Here is a 15647-nt window from a genome sequence, read left to right as displayed (position 1 = left end):
ATGAATCGAATGAAAGATACAATATTGCTCGCCGGTCTCGGATTGATAGGCGGTTCGATTGCGTTAGCGATCAAAAAAGAGCATCCGGGCAAACGGATTATCGGAATCGACATCTCTGATGAACAGGTAGTAGCCGCATTAAAATTAGGTGTGATAGACGAGCGTGCTGATTCGTTTATTAGCGGTGCAAAAAAGGCAGCTACAGTAATCATTGCGACACCTGTCGCGCAAACCCTGCTTATGCTTGATGAGCTGGCTCATTCAGGAATTGAACATCAGCTTTTGATTACCGATGTAGGAAGCACAAAGCAAAAAGTGGTTCGATACGCTGAGCAAGTGCTGCCTGGCCGCTACCAATTTGTCGGGGGGCATCCGATGGCGGGTTCACATAAATCAGGAGTGGCCGCTGCGAAGGAATTCCTGTTTGAAAATGCATTTTATATTTTAACGCCAGGCCAGAAAACGGACAGACAAGCGGTAGAACAGTTGAAAAACCTGCTGAAGGGGACGAATGCCCATTTTGTGGAAATGTCACCAGAAGAGCATGATGGCGTTACAAGTGTGATCAGCCATTTTCCGCATATTGTCGCAGCAAGCCTAGTTCATCAAACCCATCATTCGGAAGAGCTTTATCCGCTTGTTAAGCGTTTTGCTGCCGGCGGGTTTAGGGATATTACAAGGATTGCATCGAGCAGCCCCGCAATGTGGCGGGATATTCTATTACATAATAAAGATAAAATTTTGGACCGTTTTGAAGAGTGGATTCGTGAAATTGAGACGATCCGGACATATGTAGAACAAGAAGATGCGGAAAATCTATTTCGTTATTTTAAAGCGGCCAAGGATTATCGCGACGGACTGCCGCTTCGGCAGAAGGGCGCGATACCTGCATTTTACGATTTATACGTGGATGTTCCCGATCATCCGGGTGTGATTTCCGAGATAATGGCTATCTTAGCTGCGGAGCGCATCAGTATCACGAATATCCGCATTATTGAAACACGAGAAGATATTAACGGGATTTTAAGGATCAGTTTTCAGTCTGATGATGACCGCAAACGGGCAGAACAATGCATTGAAGCCCGGGCGGAATATGAAACTTTTTATGCTGATTGAGGTGGAAAATAATGAAAAGAGAAAAGGTGCAGGCCTTAAACGGAGAAATACATATTCCTGGTGATAAATCTATTTCTCACCGTTCCGTCATGTTTGGCGCGCTAGCGAAAGGCACAACAATTGTTAAAAACTTTCTGCCGGGAGCGGATTGTTTGAGCACCATCGATTGCTTTAGAAAAATGGGTGTTCAAATTGAGCAAAACGGCAGCGATGTAGTGATTCACGGAAATGGAATCGATTCCCTGAGTGAGCCAGAAAGCCTTTTAGATGTCGGAAATTCAGGTACAACGATTCGCCTCATGCTCGGCATTTTGGCGGGCCGTCCCTTTTACAGCGCGGTAGCCGGAGATGAGAGCATTGCGAAGCGCCCAATGAAACGTGTAACTGAGCCTTTGAAGCAAATGGGGGCTAAAATCGACGGCAGAGCCGGCGGAGAATTTACACCGCTGTCAGTGAGCGGCGCTTCATTAAAAGGCATTGATTATGTATCACCTGTTGCAAGCGCACAAATTAAATCTGCTGTTTTGCTGGCCGGATTACAGGCTGAGGGCACAACAACCGTCACAGAGCCTCATAAATCTCGGGACCACACTGAGCGGATGCTTTCTGCTTTTGGCGTGAAACTCTCTGAAGATCAAACGAGTGTTTCCATTACAGGAGGGCAGAAATTGACAGCTGCAGATATTTTTGTTCCTGGAGACATTTCTTCAGCGGCGTTTTTCCTTGCTGCGGGTGCAATGGTTCCAAACAGCAAGATTATATTAAAAAACGTAGGTTTAAATCCGACTCGGACAGGTGTCATTGACGTCCTTCAAAACATGGGGGCAAAACTTGAAATCAAACCGTCTGCTGACAGCAGTGCGGAGCCTTATGGAGATTTGGTTATAGAAACGTCATCTCTAAAAGCGGTTGAAATCGGAGGAGATATCATTCCGCGTTTAATTGATGAAATCCCTATCATCGCGCTTCTTGCGACTCAGGCGGAAGGAACAACCGTTATTAAGGATGCGGCAGAGCTTAAAGTAAAAGAAACAAACCGCATTGACACCGTGGTTTCTGAGCTTCGTAAGCTAGGTGCTGAGATTGAACCGACAGCAGATGGAATGAAGGTTTATGGCAAGCAAACACTGAAAGGCGGCGCAACAGTGTCCAGCCATGGAGATCATCGAATCGGAATGATGCTTGGTATCGCTTCCTGTATAACTGAGGAGCCAATTGAAATTGAGCAGACAGATGCCATTCACGTTTCTTATCCAACCTTCTTCGAGCATTTAAATAAGCTTTCAAACAAATCCTGAAGTTTTTCCTTCAGGATTTTTTGTGTAGATTGCCTGTGAGAATCATAATCCGAGACCAAAAAACATAGCTTGTCTTATAGAAAAGAAAAAACGAAAAGGGGGGATGCGCTTTACTTACAAGCCGGCAGGTCAGAGAGCTGCTTTACTGTACAGAGGGCGATCTTCCTTTTTTCATTTTCTATCTCAAGAACTTTTGGTAAACTAATAAGACTCAATAATTCCCTGCCGTACAGCAAGCATCTTATTTGCCGGGGGCTTTCGTCTGAATTATGATAAGATTAACCCGAACAAATAAAGCTTTTTTGTATGGTTGATGTTCTATAGGAAAAGAAAGGACCGGTCCGATTTGAATACATTGATTCAAGAAGCCATAAAATTAGTTGAAGCAGGTGAAACAGAAAAAGGCCTCAACACTCTCTCGAAAGCTGAAAACCAGCTCCATGATGAAGACAAAGCCATTGCCGCCCAGCTTTATTACGAGTGGGGCAATGTAGAAAAAGCGATTTCACTGATCAGTGATTTACATGATTTATATCCAAATGAAGCAGAACTGACGAATTTTTACGCTGAACTTTTAATAGATATTGACGAAGAAGAAAAAGCCCTCGCTGTGCTGGAAACCATTCCGGAAACAGATCCATCATATCCGGAAAGTTTGCTGCTTATGGCGGATCTTTATCAGATGCAAGGGTTATTCGAAGTCAGTGAACAAAAGCTTTTACAGGCAAAGTCCATTCTGGACAATGAACCCATTATTGATTTTGCACTGGGTGAACTTTACTTTACTCAAGGAGCCTATGCAAAAGCGGTTCAATATTTTAAAACAACGGCTGAGGAGCAGAGTGAGATCGGAGGCGTTAATGTCCATCAAAGACTGGCCGAATCGTTAAGTGCCTCAGGTGAATTTGAGGATGCCATTCCGTGGTACGAGAAAGCTGTTGATGAGAATCCTGATCCTAATACGATTTTCGGCTATGGGTTTACAGCCTTACAGGCGGGGCTTGTTAAAACAGCTATTAAACAGCTGTCTGATTTAAAAGAGCTTGATCCATCTTATTCTTCACTTTATATGCCGCTTTCGAAAAGCTATGAAGCTGAAGGGATGTATGAAGAGGCATTAAAAACGGCAAAAGAGGGTATCAGATATGATGAATATAACAAAGAGCTTTTCCTCTATGCCGCAAAAATGGCTTTAAAAATCGGGAAGTCAGAAGATGGGAAAAAGCTGCTTCAGGAGGCGCTTGCACTTGATCCGGGCTTCGTCGAGGCACTTCATACACTTCTTGCCGTGTATCATAAAGAAGAGGATTATGAACAGATCATTGATCTTATTCAAGAGGTGCGCGGTTATGGGGAAGAAGACCCGAAATACAATTGGTATCTTGCGAGCGCATATACCGAATTAGAGCAATACGAGAAAGCAAAACAATCCTTTGAGGCTGCCTTTCTTCACTACCGGGAGGACAGAGATTTCTTATACGAATACGCAAGCTTCCTATTAGAAGAAGGCCTGCAAAAAGAAGCGCTGCCGCTTTTGAAAAAGGTTCTTGAAATTGACGGGGCCAATGAAGAGCTGGAAGAAACGATTTTGCGAATCGAGGATGAATTTTCTAGATAAGCAGGAATGTTCACCATTCATGTGGAACATATAAGTATATAGATTATACGAACGATAGAGGAGGGAATTACATGCAGACCCCTGTTTCTGTCAATGAGAAAAAAGATTTTATCCGCTGGTTTTTAAACCATTATCAGTTAAAGCGCCGAGAGTGCGTTTGGATCTTGAACTACTTAATGAGCCATGATTCTCTCATGGAGAAGGTTCATTTTGTAGAACAGGCAGAATTTTGCCCGAGAGGCATTATAATGTCAACACATTGTGTTGAAGAAGTTCCGTTTCGGTTCTATAAAGAGAATGTCATGACAACCGACGCGGAAAAATCTTTTCATGATATTAGATTAAATAAACAGCAGGATTTGTTTATCCAGCTTAATTTCCGTTCAGCGTACAGCTCACCTGAGTATGCTGCAGTACTGGAATCCAACCCTCATATTCCGAAGGATCTGTTTGAGAACAAAAAAGATCAGGGGTTGGCTGAACAAATTTTGGAGCACGCTATTTCCACATTCCAAAGAGAAAAATTATTAAAAGACATTGACGATGCGCTAGATCGTCATGATAAAGAAGCATTTGAACAACTATCGCGCCAATTGAATCAGCTCACATAATTTGACCAGCCTTGCAGTGTATTGCAAGGCTTGTTGTCGTAAAGGGGGAGAACGATGAGGTGGAGAATGACTGATGCCAAGGACTATTTACAAGCTAAGGATTACATTGATACCGCTGTCATTCCATTAATTAACATAAAGGTAGGCGACCATTTCAAAATGGCGGCGGAGAAAGGAGAATTCACGCAGCTTCTGTCAGAAGAACTGGAAAGGCAGTTAAAGGGACGGGTATATTTACTGCCTCCATATACATATGTTGATAGAAATGAAATAACCGTTCAAGGACTTAAGGGTTTGCGGGAAGAGCTTATATCAGAATTTCCGCATGTTGTGCTGCTCACGTCTGACGAAAATTGGAAAAGTGAGGATGCGTTAGGCAAAATCATTGTGACACCGTCTGTTCCGTTAGAGCATTTAAATGACTCTTTAAAAAGAAAAATATTGGATGAACGCACTGCTGAAATTTTGAACGTTTTGTTACAGTTGTGGAGCATCCAATAAAAACACTTACATTTCCTTATAAACAATATTTTGGCTATATTGACCTTGCTGAGAGATTCATATATTATGAGGGTGTCTAGAGTTATTGCAATATTTTCTATTTTAGTCAGTTTGCAGGGGTGACCTAGAGGGGGGAGAAGTTATGGGCGGAAAACATGATATATCCAGACGTCAATTTTTGAATTATACGCTCACAGGCGTAGGGGGTTTTATGGCGGCTAGTATGCTCATGCCTATGGTTCGCTTTGCACTCGACCCGGTATTAAAATCGACAGGGAAGCAGGACATGGTTCAGGTTGTCAGCGTAGATGAGCTGACAAAAGAGCCGCAGCGCTTTGATTTCAAAATTAACCAAGTCGATGCCTGGTATGAGTCAGAAGAGTCAAGATCAGCCTGGGTCTTCAAAAGCGGGGATGAGATTGTAGCGCTTTCGCCAATTTGTAAGCATTTAGGGTGTACGGTGAACTGGAATAGTGATCCTAAAAATCCGAATAAATTCTTTTGTCCATGCCATTACGGACTCTATGAAAAGGACGGCACCAATGTCCCGGGCACGCCGCCGCTTTCGCCTCTTGATCATTATGAGCAAGAAGTAAAAGACGGCTTCCTGTATCTTGGAAAAGCAAAGCCTAAGGGGGAAGGGTGACATGCTGAACAAAATTTATGACTGGGTAGATGAGCGGCTTGATATTACACCGATGTGGAGGGATATTGCCGATCACGAAGTACCGGAACATGTGAATCCCGCCCATCATTTCTCTGCGTTTGTGTATTGCTTTGGGGGACTGACGTTTTTTGTAACCGTTATCCAAGTGTTATCTGGAATGTTTTTAACGATGTACTATGTGCCTGATATCAAAAATGCCTGGGAATCGGTATATTATTTGCAAAATGAAGTGGCATTCGGCCAAATTGTCAGGGGAATGCACCACTGGGGTGCGAGCCTGGTCATTGTGATGATGTTTTTACATACGCTGAGGGTCTTTTTCCAAGGGGCGTATAAAAAGCCGCGCGAGCTGAACTGGATTGTCGGTGTACTGATCTTTTTTGTCATGCTCGGGCTGGGCTTTACAGGCTACTTGCTTCCTTGGGACATGAAGGCTCTGTTTGCAACAAAAGTCGGGCTGCAGATCGCTGAAGCCACGCCTTTGATCGGGACGCAAGTCAAAACACTCCTTGCGGGGCACCCGGATATTGTAGGCGCCCAAACGCTGACTAGGTTTTTTGCGATCCATGTATTCTTTCTTCCTGCCGCATTGTTCGGGCTGATGGCTGCACATTTTATTATGATCCGGAAGCAGGGGATTTCAGGACCACTTTAAACTCTTGATCTGCGAATAAAAGGGAGGGGATGACATGCACCGGGGCAAAGGGATGAAATTTGTAGGCGACTCAAGGATACCGGCTGAAAAAAAGCCGAATATACCGAAGGATTATTCGGAGTATCCTGGTAAAACAGAGGCTTTCTGGCCGAATTTCTTGTTGAAGGAATGGATGGTTGGAGCTGTCTTTCTGATCGGTTTTCTTGTTTTGACGATTGTGCATCAGCCGCCTTTGGAGCGGATGGCGGACCCGACTGATACAGGTTATATTCCGCTGCCGGATTGGTATTTTCTTTTCTTATACCAGCTGTTGAAGTATGAATACGCCGCCGGAAGCTTTACAGTGGTCGGCGCCATGATTATGCCGGGACTCGCTTTTGGCGCCCTGCTTTTGGCGCCATTCCTTGACAGAGGAACAGAGAGAAGGCCGTGGAAGCGTCCTGTTGCTGTCGGTATGATGCTTTTAGCGATTTCCGCTGCTGTGTTTTTGACGTGGCAGTCAGTTGCTACTCACGACTGGGCCAAGGCAGAAGAACAGGGGAAAATCACAAAAGAAGCCGACATTGACACCAATGCAGAAGGATATAAGATTTTTAAAGAGCAGGGCTGTATTTCTTGCCATGGGGATAACCTTCAAGGAGGGGCAGCCGGGCCTTCGTTGGTTGACACCGGGCTGAAGCCGGATGAAATCAAAAAAATAGCTGTTGAAGGGAAAGGCAAAATGCCGGCGGGCGTATTCAAAGGGAATGATAAGCAGCTCGAAGAACTTGCGAAATTTATTTCTGAAACAACCGCAAAATAACGTGTTGTGAATTGTGAAATGGAAGGATATACTTTTATTATCAAAAGCTGACCCGGCGTCAGCTTTTTTATATGGACATATTATTTTTACAGACTGAGAGTTGATTTAATGTGAAATGGTTTCAATATGTATTAGGACAGCGGCCGATGCTTATTCTTGTCTTAGCCATCAATTTTCTGGGAACGGTTTACGGATACTATTGGTACTTGCCGCAGCTTCTGGAGACACCGGCCCGTTTCCTGATTTTTGTTCCGGACAGTCCGACAGCAACGTTTTTCTTTCTGTTTGTGCTACTCGCCTTTATCATGAAACGGAACGCTCCGCTCTTTGAGGCGCTTGCGCTAGTCACTCTCGTAAAGTATGGACTTTGGGCGGTCGCTATGAATTTTCTTGTGCTGGCTGTAGAAGGTGACTTGCCGTGGGAGGGCTATATGCTGATTGCCTCGCATTTTGCCATGGCAGTCCAAGGCGTGTTGTACAGTCCGTATTTTCGTTTTTCTTTTTGGCATCTTGCAATTGCTGCAGTCTGGACGCTCCACAACGATGTCATTGATTACTTGTTTGACATGATGCCGCAATACTCTATGCTTTCTGATTATATGACTGATATAGGGTACGGAACATTTTGGCTGAGCATTTTTTCAATTGGGCTTGCTTACTTTCTCGTGGTCTCGAAAAAGCAAACAAAGCTTGAGCTGATGTAAAGACAATGTTGGTCTATCCTTGTCCCTTTCTTCATATTCTGTAAGGAGAGAGAGTGGGAGGGACCTGCATGAAACGAAAGCTGACGATCTGTTTGTTGATTGCTCTTATTTTTTATAATGGAAATGCCAAGGCTGCAGAGCGGGGAAGTCTCGAAGAGTTAAACGATTTATCCGATACGGTCTTTCAAATGACCCGCCAGTCAAAATATGAAGAGGCGCTGCAAGTCCTTGCTTATTTTGAAAAAACATTAAAATCCGCTGAGAAAAAAAAGCAAGACACCATGCTAACTGGAGCCCAAATCCGTCAAATCACACTGGGCTATAACGATATGGTACGGAGTTTAAAGCAGGCTGATACATCAGATACACAAAAACTCAGAGCAGCCGCGCAGTTCAGAATGCTGATGGACGCAGTTGACAATCGATCTGATCCGCTTTGGGGCTCACTGGAGAGACCGATTATGGAAGCCTTTGCTGAACTGAAGCAGGATGTCCAAAAGAATGAAAGTACGAGCTTTCATGAAAAATGGAATGAATTTATCAGTCTATATGATTTGATTTACCCCAGTCTTACAATCGATGTATCAGAGGATCAGCTTGAAACAGTCGGGAAACATATAGACGTCATTGAGCAAGAGGAATTTCAGCAAATGACTGAGAGCACGAAGCTTGAACGGCTTTCTCTTCTTCAGCATGATCTAAAAAATGTATTTGACAGGGTGGAGGAGGATGATGCCGATCCGTCTTTACTCTGGGTGATCATCACAACCGGCAGTATTATCATTACAGCTCTGACCTATGTCGGCTACAGAAAGTACAAAGCGGAGAAAAACAAGCTGAAAAAACGGGACTACCCTAAATAAGTATGAGGGGCGGCTGCTGCCGCCTTTTTTCTATCAAATGTCAGCGTGGAAGCGGATTTTTATTTTCGTCAAGCGTAAATCCTTCTCCAAGCACATCGTGGACATCGCTTACCGCCACAAAGGCATGAGGATCAATGGAGTTAATCACACTTTTCAGCATCACCAATTCGTTCTTCGGCACAACACAATAAAGGACATCTATATCCTCTTTTGTATAAGAACCCTGTCCTTTCAAAATGGTGACGCCTCGTTCCATTTCTTCAAGAATCTTTTTCTGAATCAGATCGTTTTTCGAAGAGATAATTGTAGCGCCTTTAGCAGCGTATCCGCCTTCCTGAATAAAATCAATTAATCTTGCCGCTACAAATACAGCCACCAGGGTATACATCGCTTCTTTGTAGGAGAGATAAGTAAGCAAAGACAAAATGATAACGCAGGCATCGAAAGCAAACATCGTTCTGCCCATCGGAATCCCAAAATACTTATTGACCAAACGGGCGATGATATCAACTCCGCCTGTCGTACCGCCGAACTTAAAAATAATTCCTAATCCGGCTCCGATAAACACGCCGGCAAATAAAGCAGCGAGCGCTAAGTCGTGCTGAAGAGGCATATGTATTTCATATCGCTGAAAAATGCTGAGGAACAAAGACAGGGCTACAGTGCCGACAAGGGTGTAAACAAACATTGTCCTGCCAAGCAAACGCCAGCCGATAAAAAAGATCGGAATATTCAAAACCAGGTTCGAGATAGAGGGGCTGATGTGGAAAAGGGCATAAAGCAAAAGTGTAATACCTGTAAAGCCGCCCTCCGCCAGATTGTTCTGCATATTGAAGTGAACCAAGCCAAATGAAAAAATTGCCGCTCCGATTAAAATAAAAAATATGTTTTTTAATCTAATTTCTCCAAGCATCACACAAAACCCCTTTTCCTTCCATTAGATAGCGTTTATATTATAGTGGATGAAAAAGAAAACAGCAAACGTGCTTAAACATTTGTCAAACGTATCTGAATTAGCTAACATGTAAGAGGATGATAGGAGGTTTCGTTTAGTGAGTGATAAAACAATGAAAGACATACAGGCTGAAGTAGACCGTTACATCGGCCAATTTAAAGAAGGATATTTCAGCCCGCTTGCCATGATGGCGAGGCTGACCGAAGAACTTGGCGAGCTTGCCAGAGAAGTGAATCACCGCTATGGAGAAAAACCAAAAAAAGCGTCTGAAGATGATAAAAGCATGGAAGAGGAAATGGGCGATGTGCTGTTTGTATTGGTTTGTTTAGCCAACTCTCTTGATATCTCTTTAGAGGAAGCCCACGACCGAGTCATGCATAAATTTAATACTAGAGATAAAGATCGCTGGACCAGAAAAGAAGAAGGAAAGTAGAGGAGATCAAGATGTCAAACGAAACAATTAAAGTAGTCATTGCAGGACCGCGTGGAAGAATGGGGCAGGAAGCTGTTAAATTGACAGAACGAACACCTCATTTTGACCTTGTCGGGGCCATAGACCATACATACGACCAGCAAAAATTATCTGATGTGATGTCTGTTGAGTCAGACGCTCTCATTTACACAGATATCCGTGCATGCTTTACGGAAACACAGCCGGATGTCTTAATTGATTTAACAACGCCTGAAATCGGGAAAGTACATACAAAAATTGCATTAGAACACGGAGTTCGTCCGGTTGTCGGAACAACCGGTTTCTCAGAAGCTGATTTAAAAGAGCTTACGTCTTTAACAGAAGAGAAGGGAATCGGAGCCATCATCGCTCCAAATTTTGCACTTGGTGCGGTGCTGATGATGAAATTTTCGAAAATGGCTGCCAACTACTTTGAGGATGTTGAGATTATTGAGCTTCACCATGATCAGAAGCTTGACGCGCCAAGCGGAACGGCGCTGAAAACAGCGGAAATGATTTCAGAAGTTCGTAAAGAAAAGCAGCAAGGACACCCGGATGAAAAAGAAATTCTTCCAGGAGCTAGAGGAGCGGAGCAAAACGGTATCCGCTTGCACAGTGTCCGTCTTCCGGGATTGATCGCACATCAGGAAGTCATGTTCGGTATGGATGGCCAAACGCTTCAGATCCGCCACGATTCCTATAACCGCGCTTCTTTCATGTCAGGTGTTAAACTGTCAGTCGAACAAGTCATGAAGATCGATCAGCTTGTGTACGGATTAGAAAATATCATTGATTAGACAGGGGGATAAATGATGAAAATTGCTTTGATCGCGCATGACAAGAAAAAACAGGATATGGTTCAATTCACGACTGCCTATCGGGATATTTTGAGACATCATGATCTATACGCGACCGGAACAACAGGATTGAAAATTCAAGAGGCGACAGGTCTTCAAATTGAACGTTTTCAATCCGGCCCTTTAGGGGGAGACCAGCAAATCGGTGCACTGATCGCGGCCAATGCACTCGATCTTGTCATCTTTTTGCGCGACCCGCTGACCGCGCAGCCGCATGAACCGGATGTCTCGGCATTAATCCGGTTATGTGATGTGTATTCCATTCCGCTCGCTACAAATATGGGTACTGCGGAGATTCTTGTCCGCACACTTGATGAAGGTGTTTTCGAATTCCGCGATCTTCTTCGGGGAGAAGAGCCGAATGTATAATGCTGACGTTCTTGCGTTTGGCGCCCACAGTGATGATGTCGAGATCGGAATGGGCGGCACAATCGCGAAGTTTGTCAAACAGGGAAAAAAAGTAATGATATGCGATTTGACTGAAGCGGAACTCTCTTCAAACGGAACGGTCAGTTTACGTAAAGAAGAAGCAGCTGAAGCAGCCCGTGTATTAGGTGCAGAAAAAAGAATTCAGCTGACACTTCCAGACCGCGGTCTGTTAATGAGTGATCAGGCAATTCGGGCGATTGTCAGTGTCATCAGAACCTGCCGGCCAAAAGCAGTTTTTATGCCGTATAAAAAGGATCGCCATCCGGATCACGGCAATGCGGCTGCACTGGTGGAAGAAGCAATCTTTTCCGCAGGAATCCACAAATATAAAGACGAAAAAAGCCTTCCCGCGCATAAAGTAAACAAGGTTTACTATTATATGATAAATGGTTTTCATCAGCCTGATTTTGTCATTGATATCTCGGATACAATAGAGGCCAAAAAACAAAGCCTCAATGCCTACAAAAGCCAGTTTATACCGTCAAAGGATTCAGTTTCAACTCCTCTGACGAATGGCTATATCGAGATCGTTGAAGCGAGAGAAAAGCTTTACGGTAAAGAAGCGGGTGTGGAGTATGCCGAAGGTTTCTTTTCCAAACGGATGCTGATGCTCGATCATGATGTGCTTGGGGGCGAACAATGAAAAAACTAAAAATAGGGATCACATGCTATCCGAGCGTCGGAGGCTCAGGTATCATTGCGACAGAACTGGGGAAGCAGCTTGCTGAAAAGGGACATGAAATCCATTTTATCACGTCAAGCATTCCGTTTAGACTAAATACATATCACCCCAATATTCATTTTCATGAAGTTGAGGTTAATCAATATGCTGTTTTTAAGTATCCTCCGTATGATTTGACACTAGCAAGCAAAATCGCTGAGGTGGCAGAACGGGAGAATTTAGACATTATCCATGCTCACTACGCTCTCCCGCATGCGGTTTGCGCCTATCTTGCAAAGCAGATGCTGAAACGCAATATCGGCATTGTGACAACTTTGCATGGCACGGATATCACTGTGTTAGGCTATGACCCCTCTTTAAAAGATCTTATCCGTTTTGCCATTGAGGCATCAGACAGGGTGACAGCTGTCTCCTCAGCGCTTGCAGCTGAAACGTACGATTTAATTAAACCGGAGAAAAAAATCGAAACGATTTATAACTTTATAGACGAGCGCGTGTATCTGAAGAAAAACACTGCGGCAATTAAAGAGAAACATGGTATTTTACCAGACGAAAAAGTTGTCATCCATGTGTCCAACTTCAGAAAGGTCAAACGTGTGCAGGACGTCATCCGTGTGTTCCGGAATATCGCCGGCAAAACGAAAGCGAAGCTGCTGTTAGTCGGAGACGGTCCGGAGAAATCGACAGCCTGTGAGCTTGTCAGAAAATATGGATTGGAAAACCAAGTTTTAATGCTTGGAAATCAAGATCGTGTTGAGGAGCTTTATTCCATTAGCGATATAAAGCTGCTGCTGTCTGAAAAAGAAAGCTTCGGCCTTGTCCTGCTTGAGGCGATGGCTTGCGGGGTGCCTTGTATCGGAACAAACATTGGCGGTATTCCGGAGGTTATTAAGAACAATGTGAGCGGATTTTTGGTGGATGTCGGCGACGTTGCAGCCGCAACAGACCGCGCGATGAGTATTTTAGAAGATGAACAGCTAAGCAAGCGTTTTACAGAGGCTGCAATGGAGATGCTCAAAAATGAGTTTTCTTCACAAAAAATTGTCAGCCAGTATGAACAGATTTATGCCGATTTAGCAGAACCGGAGTGATCACATGGAACAAGTTTTTATCAAAGCACTTCCCGTGCTCCGCACCTTAATCGAAGCGGGCCATCAGGCTTATTTTGTCGGAGGTGCAGTTCGTGACAGCTATATGAAACGAACGATCGGAGATGTCGATATCGCGACTGATGCGGCACCAGATCAAGTAGAAAGGTTGTTTCAGCGGACGGTTGATGTAGGCAAAGAGCACGGGACGATTATTGTGCTCTGGGAAGATGAAACCTATGAAGTCACTACATTCCGGACTGAATCAGAGTATGAAGATTATAGAAGACCGTCAGACGTGCAATTTATCACATCATTAGAAGAGGATTTAAAACGCAGAGATTTGACGATTAATGCGATGGCCATGACAGCAGATGGGAAGGTGCTTGATTATTTCGGCGGCAAGAAAGATATTGATCAGAAACTGATTCGAACCGTCGGAAAGCCTGAGGACAGATTTCAAGAGGATGCACTTCGTATGTTGAGAGCTGTACGCTTTATGAGCCAGCTTGGCTTTACGCTTTCACTAGAAACAAAAGAAGCCATCACGAAAGAAAAATCACTCCTATCCCATGTTTCAGTTGAACGAAAAACAATAGAGTTTGAAAAAATGCTGCAGGGAAGAGCGTCCCGCCAGGCGCTTCAAACGCTCATTCAAACGGAGCTGTATGAGGAACTGCCTGGTTTTTATCATAAACGAGAGAACCTGCTTGCGGCGAGTGAGTTTCCTTTTTACTCTTTAACATCCCGTGAAGAGCTTTGGGCTGCGCTTTTAATTGATCTTGAAATAGATTTGAAAGATGCGCCGCTTTTTCTGAAAGCATGGAAGCTCCCGGGAAAAGTGATGAAGGAAGCGATTCACATAGCCCATACGTTTGGCCAGAGCCTTGACGCTATGTCAATGTACAAAGCCGGGGAAAAATCACTTCTATCAGCGGTCAAAATATCGCAGCTTCGGCAAAACGAAAAACTGGATGACGAAAAACTAAAGGACATTCAAAACACTTATCAAAGCCTGCCGATCAAAAGTCTTAGGGATCTTGATTTCACGGGTAAGGATTTGCTTGCGCTTCGTAACCGGCCTGCCGGGAAATGGGTGTCGGAAGAATTACAGCGGATCGAGCAGGCTGTTGTGACAGGAAAGCTCTCCAATCAAAAGAAACACATAGAGGAGTGGCTGAAGACATGCGGTCAACATTAAGAAAAGACCTTATTGAATTATTTTCTCAGGCTGGAAATGAATTTATTTCCGGCCAAAAAATCAGTGATGCGCTCGGCTGTTCCAGAACTGCTGTGTGGAAGCATATTGAAGAGCTTCGGAAAGAGGGCTATGAAGTAGAAGCCGTTAGAAGAAAAGGATATCGGCTTATCAAAAAGCCCGGGAAACTCAGTGAAAGTGAAATTCGCTTCGGATTGAAAACGGAAGTGATGGGCCAGCATCTTATTTATCAAGACGTTATTTCAAGCACGCAAAAAACGGCGCATGAGCTTGCGAATAATAACGCACCGGAAGGCACTCTTGTGGTGGCTGACAAACAAACAGCCGGCAGGGGGCGAATGTCTAGGGTATGGCATTCCCAAGAGGGAAACGGCATTTGGATGAGCCTGATTTTGCGGCCTGACATTCCGCTCCAAAAAACACCGCAGCTCACATTACTTGCTGCAGTAGCTGTTGTGCAGGGAATAGAAGAGGCAACAGGCATCCAAACGGATATTAAATGGCCTAATGATATTTTGATTAACGGAAAAAAAACAGTCGGCATCTTAACAGAAATGCAGGCCGAGGAAGACCGTGTACGTTCAGTTATCATCGGGATCGGCATTAACGTTAACCAGCAGTCTGATGATTTTCCAGATGAACTGAAGGACATCGCGACAAGCCTCAGCCAAGCTGCCGGAGAAAAAATTGACCGGGCCGGCGTCATCCAGCATATTTTACTTTGCTTTGAAAAACGGTACCGGGATTATATGACACACGGCTTTACGCCGATTAAGCTTTTATGGGAAAGCTATGCGCTGGGAATCGGCACTAATATGAGAGCCAGAACGTTAAACGGAACCTTTTATGGGAAGGCGTTAGGTATAGATGATGAAGGCGTTCTTCTTTTAGAAACGCAGGAAGGCATTAAAAAAATCTATTCTGCCGATATTGAATTGGGTTAATGTGTTGGTACAAGCCCGTTGATTTTGGTATACTTCCATTGGGCAGTATCGCCTGCGAACTGCACCTATTATAAAAATAGATAGACATTGCAGCAGTCTGCCTTGATCCAAAAAAGGACTGGGACAGAGGGATGAAACTCGCCGAACTTTAGAAAGTGCAGAATCCTTCTCGTTAAACGGAAGGTTT

At 44.1% G+C, this 15647-nt stretch carries 18 protein-coding genes; 17 read left to right on the top strand and 1 reads right to left on the bottom strand.

Going from position 1 to position 15647, the window contains the following annotated elements:
• From RAC86_RS08270 to ypjB, 10 genes are all read left to right on the top strand, one after another.
• On the top strand, positions 1-1116 hold the full coding sequence (locus RAC86_RS08270; protein ID WP_072566480.1) for a prephenate dehydrogenase: 1116 nt from the start codon (positions 1-3) through the stop codon (positions 1114-1116).
• A gap of 11 nt (positions 1117-1127) precedes the next feature.
• On the top strand, positions 1128-2414 hold the full coding sequence (aroA, locus tag RAC86_RS08265; RefSeq protein WP_072566479.1) for a 3-phosphoshikimate 1-carboxyvinyltransferase: 1287 nt from the start codon (positions 1128-1130) through the stop codon (positions 2412-2414).
• 346 nt (positions 2415-2760) lie between these two features.
• Positions 2761-4032: a tetratricopeptide repeat protein gene (locus tag RAC86_RS08260; protein WP_072566478.1), complete on the top strand. Its 1272-nt coding sequence runs from the start codon at positions 2761-2763 to the stop codon at positions 4030-4032.
• 71 nt (positions 4033-4103) lie between these two features.
• Positions 4104-4643, top strand: a complete 540-nt coding sequence (locus RAC86_RS08255; protein ID WP_003225551.1) for a ReoY family proteolytic degradation factor — start codon at positions 4104-4106, stop codon at positions 4641-4643.
• Between the two features lie 54 nt (positions 4644-4697).
• A complete protein-coding gene (locus RAC86_RS08250; protein WP_072566477.1) occupies positions 4698-5144 on the top strand; it encodes a YpiF family protein in 447 nt (148 codons plus the stop codon).
• 142 nt (positions 5145-5286) lie between these two features.
• Positions 5287-5790: a Rieske (2Fe-2S) protein gene (locus tag RAC86_RS08245; protein ID WP_003225556.1), complete on the top strand. Its 504-nt coding sequence runs from the start codon at positions 5287-5289 to the stop codon at positions 5788-5790.
• Position 5791: 1 nt separating this feature from the next.
• A complete protein-coding gene (qcrB, locus tag RAC86_RS08240) occupies positions 5792-6466 on the top strand; it encodes a menaquinol-cytochrome c reductase cytochrome b subunit (protein WP_003225560.1) in 675 nt (224 codons plus the stop codon).
• Between the two features lie 34 nt (positions 6467-6500).
• The gene (locus RAC86_RS08235) at positions 6501-7268 is read left to right on the top strand and encodes a menaquinol-cytochrome c reductase cytochrome b/c subunit (RefSeq protein WP_014114196.1); all 768 of its coding nucleotides are present in this window, start codon (positions 6501-6503) and stop codon (positions 7266-7268) included.
• A gap of 110 nt (positions 7269-7378) precedes the next feature.
• Positions 7379-7972 carry a lipoprotein heptaprenylglyceryl N-acetyltransferase LhaT gene (lhaT, locus tag RAC86_RS08230; RefSeq protein ID WP_175304911.1) on the top strand — a complete coding sequence of 198 codons (594 nt, stop codon included), beginning with the start codon at positions 7379-7381 and terminating at the stop codon, positions 7970-7972.
• A 68-nt stretch (positions 7973-8040) separates the two neighbouring features.
• Positions 8041-8835, top strand: coding sequence for a sporulation protein YpjB (gene ypjB, locus RAC86_RS08225; RefSeq protein ID WP_003225565.1), 795 nt, complete (start codon positions 8041-8043; stop codon positions 8833-8835).
• 40 nt (positions 8836-8875) lie between these two features.
• Here the strand turns inward: ypjB and RAC86_RS08220 are convergent, their stop codons facing one another.
• A complete protein-coding gene (locus tag RAC86_RS08220) occupies positions 8876-9748 on the bottom strand; it encodes a YitT family protein (protein WP_003230635.1) in 873 nt (290 codons plus the stop codon).
• Between the two features lie 139 nt (positions 9749-9887).
• Here RAC86_RS08220 and RAC86_RS08215 point away from each other — a divergent pair, with 139 nt between their 5' ends.
• From RAC86_RS08215 to RAC86_RS08185, 7 genes are read left to right on the top strand one after another with little or no spacing between them, the layout of a single operon-like run.
• Positions 9888-10223 carry a nucleotide pyrophosphohydrolase gene (locus tag RAC86_RS08215; RefSeq protein ID WP_003225569.1) on the top strand — a complete coding sequence of 112 codons (336 nt, stop codon included), beginning with the start codon at positions 9888-9890 and terminating at the stop codon, positions 10221-10223.
• A gap of 11 nt (positions 10224-10234) precedes the next feature.
• Entirely contained in the window at positions 10235-11038 is an 804-nt protein-coding gene (gene dapB, locus RAC86_RS08210) for a 4-hydroxy-tetrahydrodipicolinate reductase (RefSeq protein ID WP_072566476.1), read from the top strand.
• Between the two features lie 15 nt (positions 11039-11053).
• Entirely contained in the window at positions 11054-11467 is a 414-nt protein-coding gene (gene mgsA, locus RAC86_RS08205; RefSeq protein ID WP_003225572.1) for a methylglyoxal synthase, read from the top strand.
• Entirely contained in the window at positions 11460-12170 is a 711-nt protein-coding gene (gene bshB1 / locus RAC86_RS08200) for a bacillithiol biosynthesis deacetylase BshB1 (RefSeq protein ID WP_072566475.1), read from the top strand. Before mgsA ends, bshB1 begins: the two co-directional genes overlap by 8 nt.
• A complete protein-coding gene (gene bshA / locus RAC86_RS08195) occupies positions 12167-13300 on the top strand; it encodes an N-acetyl-alpha-D-glucosaminyl L-malate synthase BshA (protein WP_061187644.1) in 1134 nt (377 codons plus the stop codon). The genes bshB1 and bshA overlap by 4 nt, the downstream gene beginning before the upstream one ends.
• Before the next feature lie 4 nt (positions 13301-13304).
• The gene (locus RAC86_RS08190) at positions 13305-14498 is read left to right on the top strand and encodes a CCA tRNA nucleotidyltransferase (RefSeq protein WP_072566474.1); all 1194 of its coding nucleotides are present in this window, start codon (positions 13305-13307) and stop codon (positions 14496-14498) included.
• Positions 14483-15460: a biotin--[acetyl-CoA-carboxylase] ligase gene (locus tag RAC86_RS08185; RefSeq protein ID WP_061187646.1), complete on the top strand. Its 978-nt coding sequence runs from the start codon at positions 14483-14485 to the stop codon at positions 15458-15460. The genes RAC86_RS08190 and RAC86_RS08185 overlap by 16 nt, the downstream gene beginning before the upstream one ends.
• Positions 15461-15647 lie beyond the last annotated feature (187 nt).

The sequence above is a fragment of the Bacillus sp. LR_5 genome, from assembly GCF_042709275.1.
This window is presented reverse-complemented; position numbering and strand designations above follow the sequence as displayed.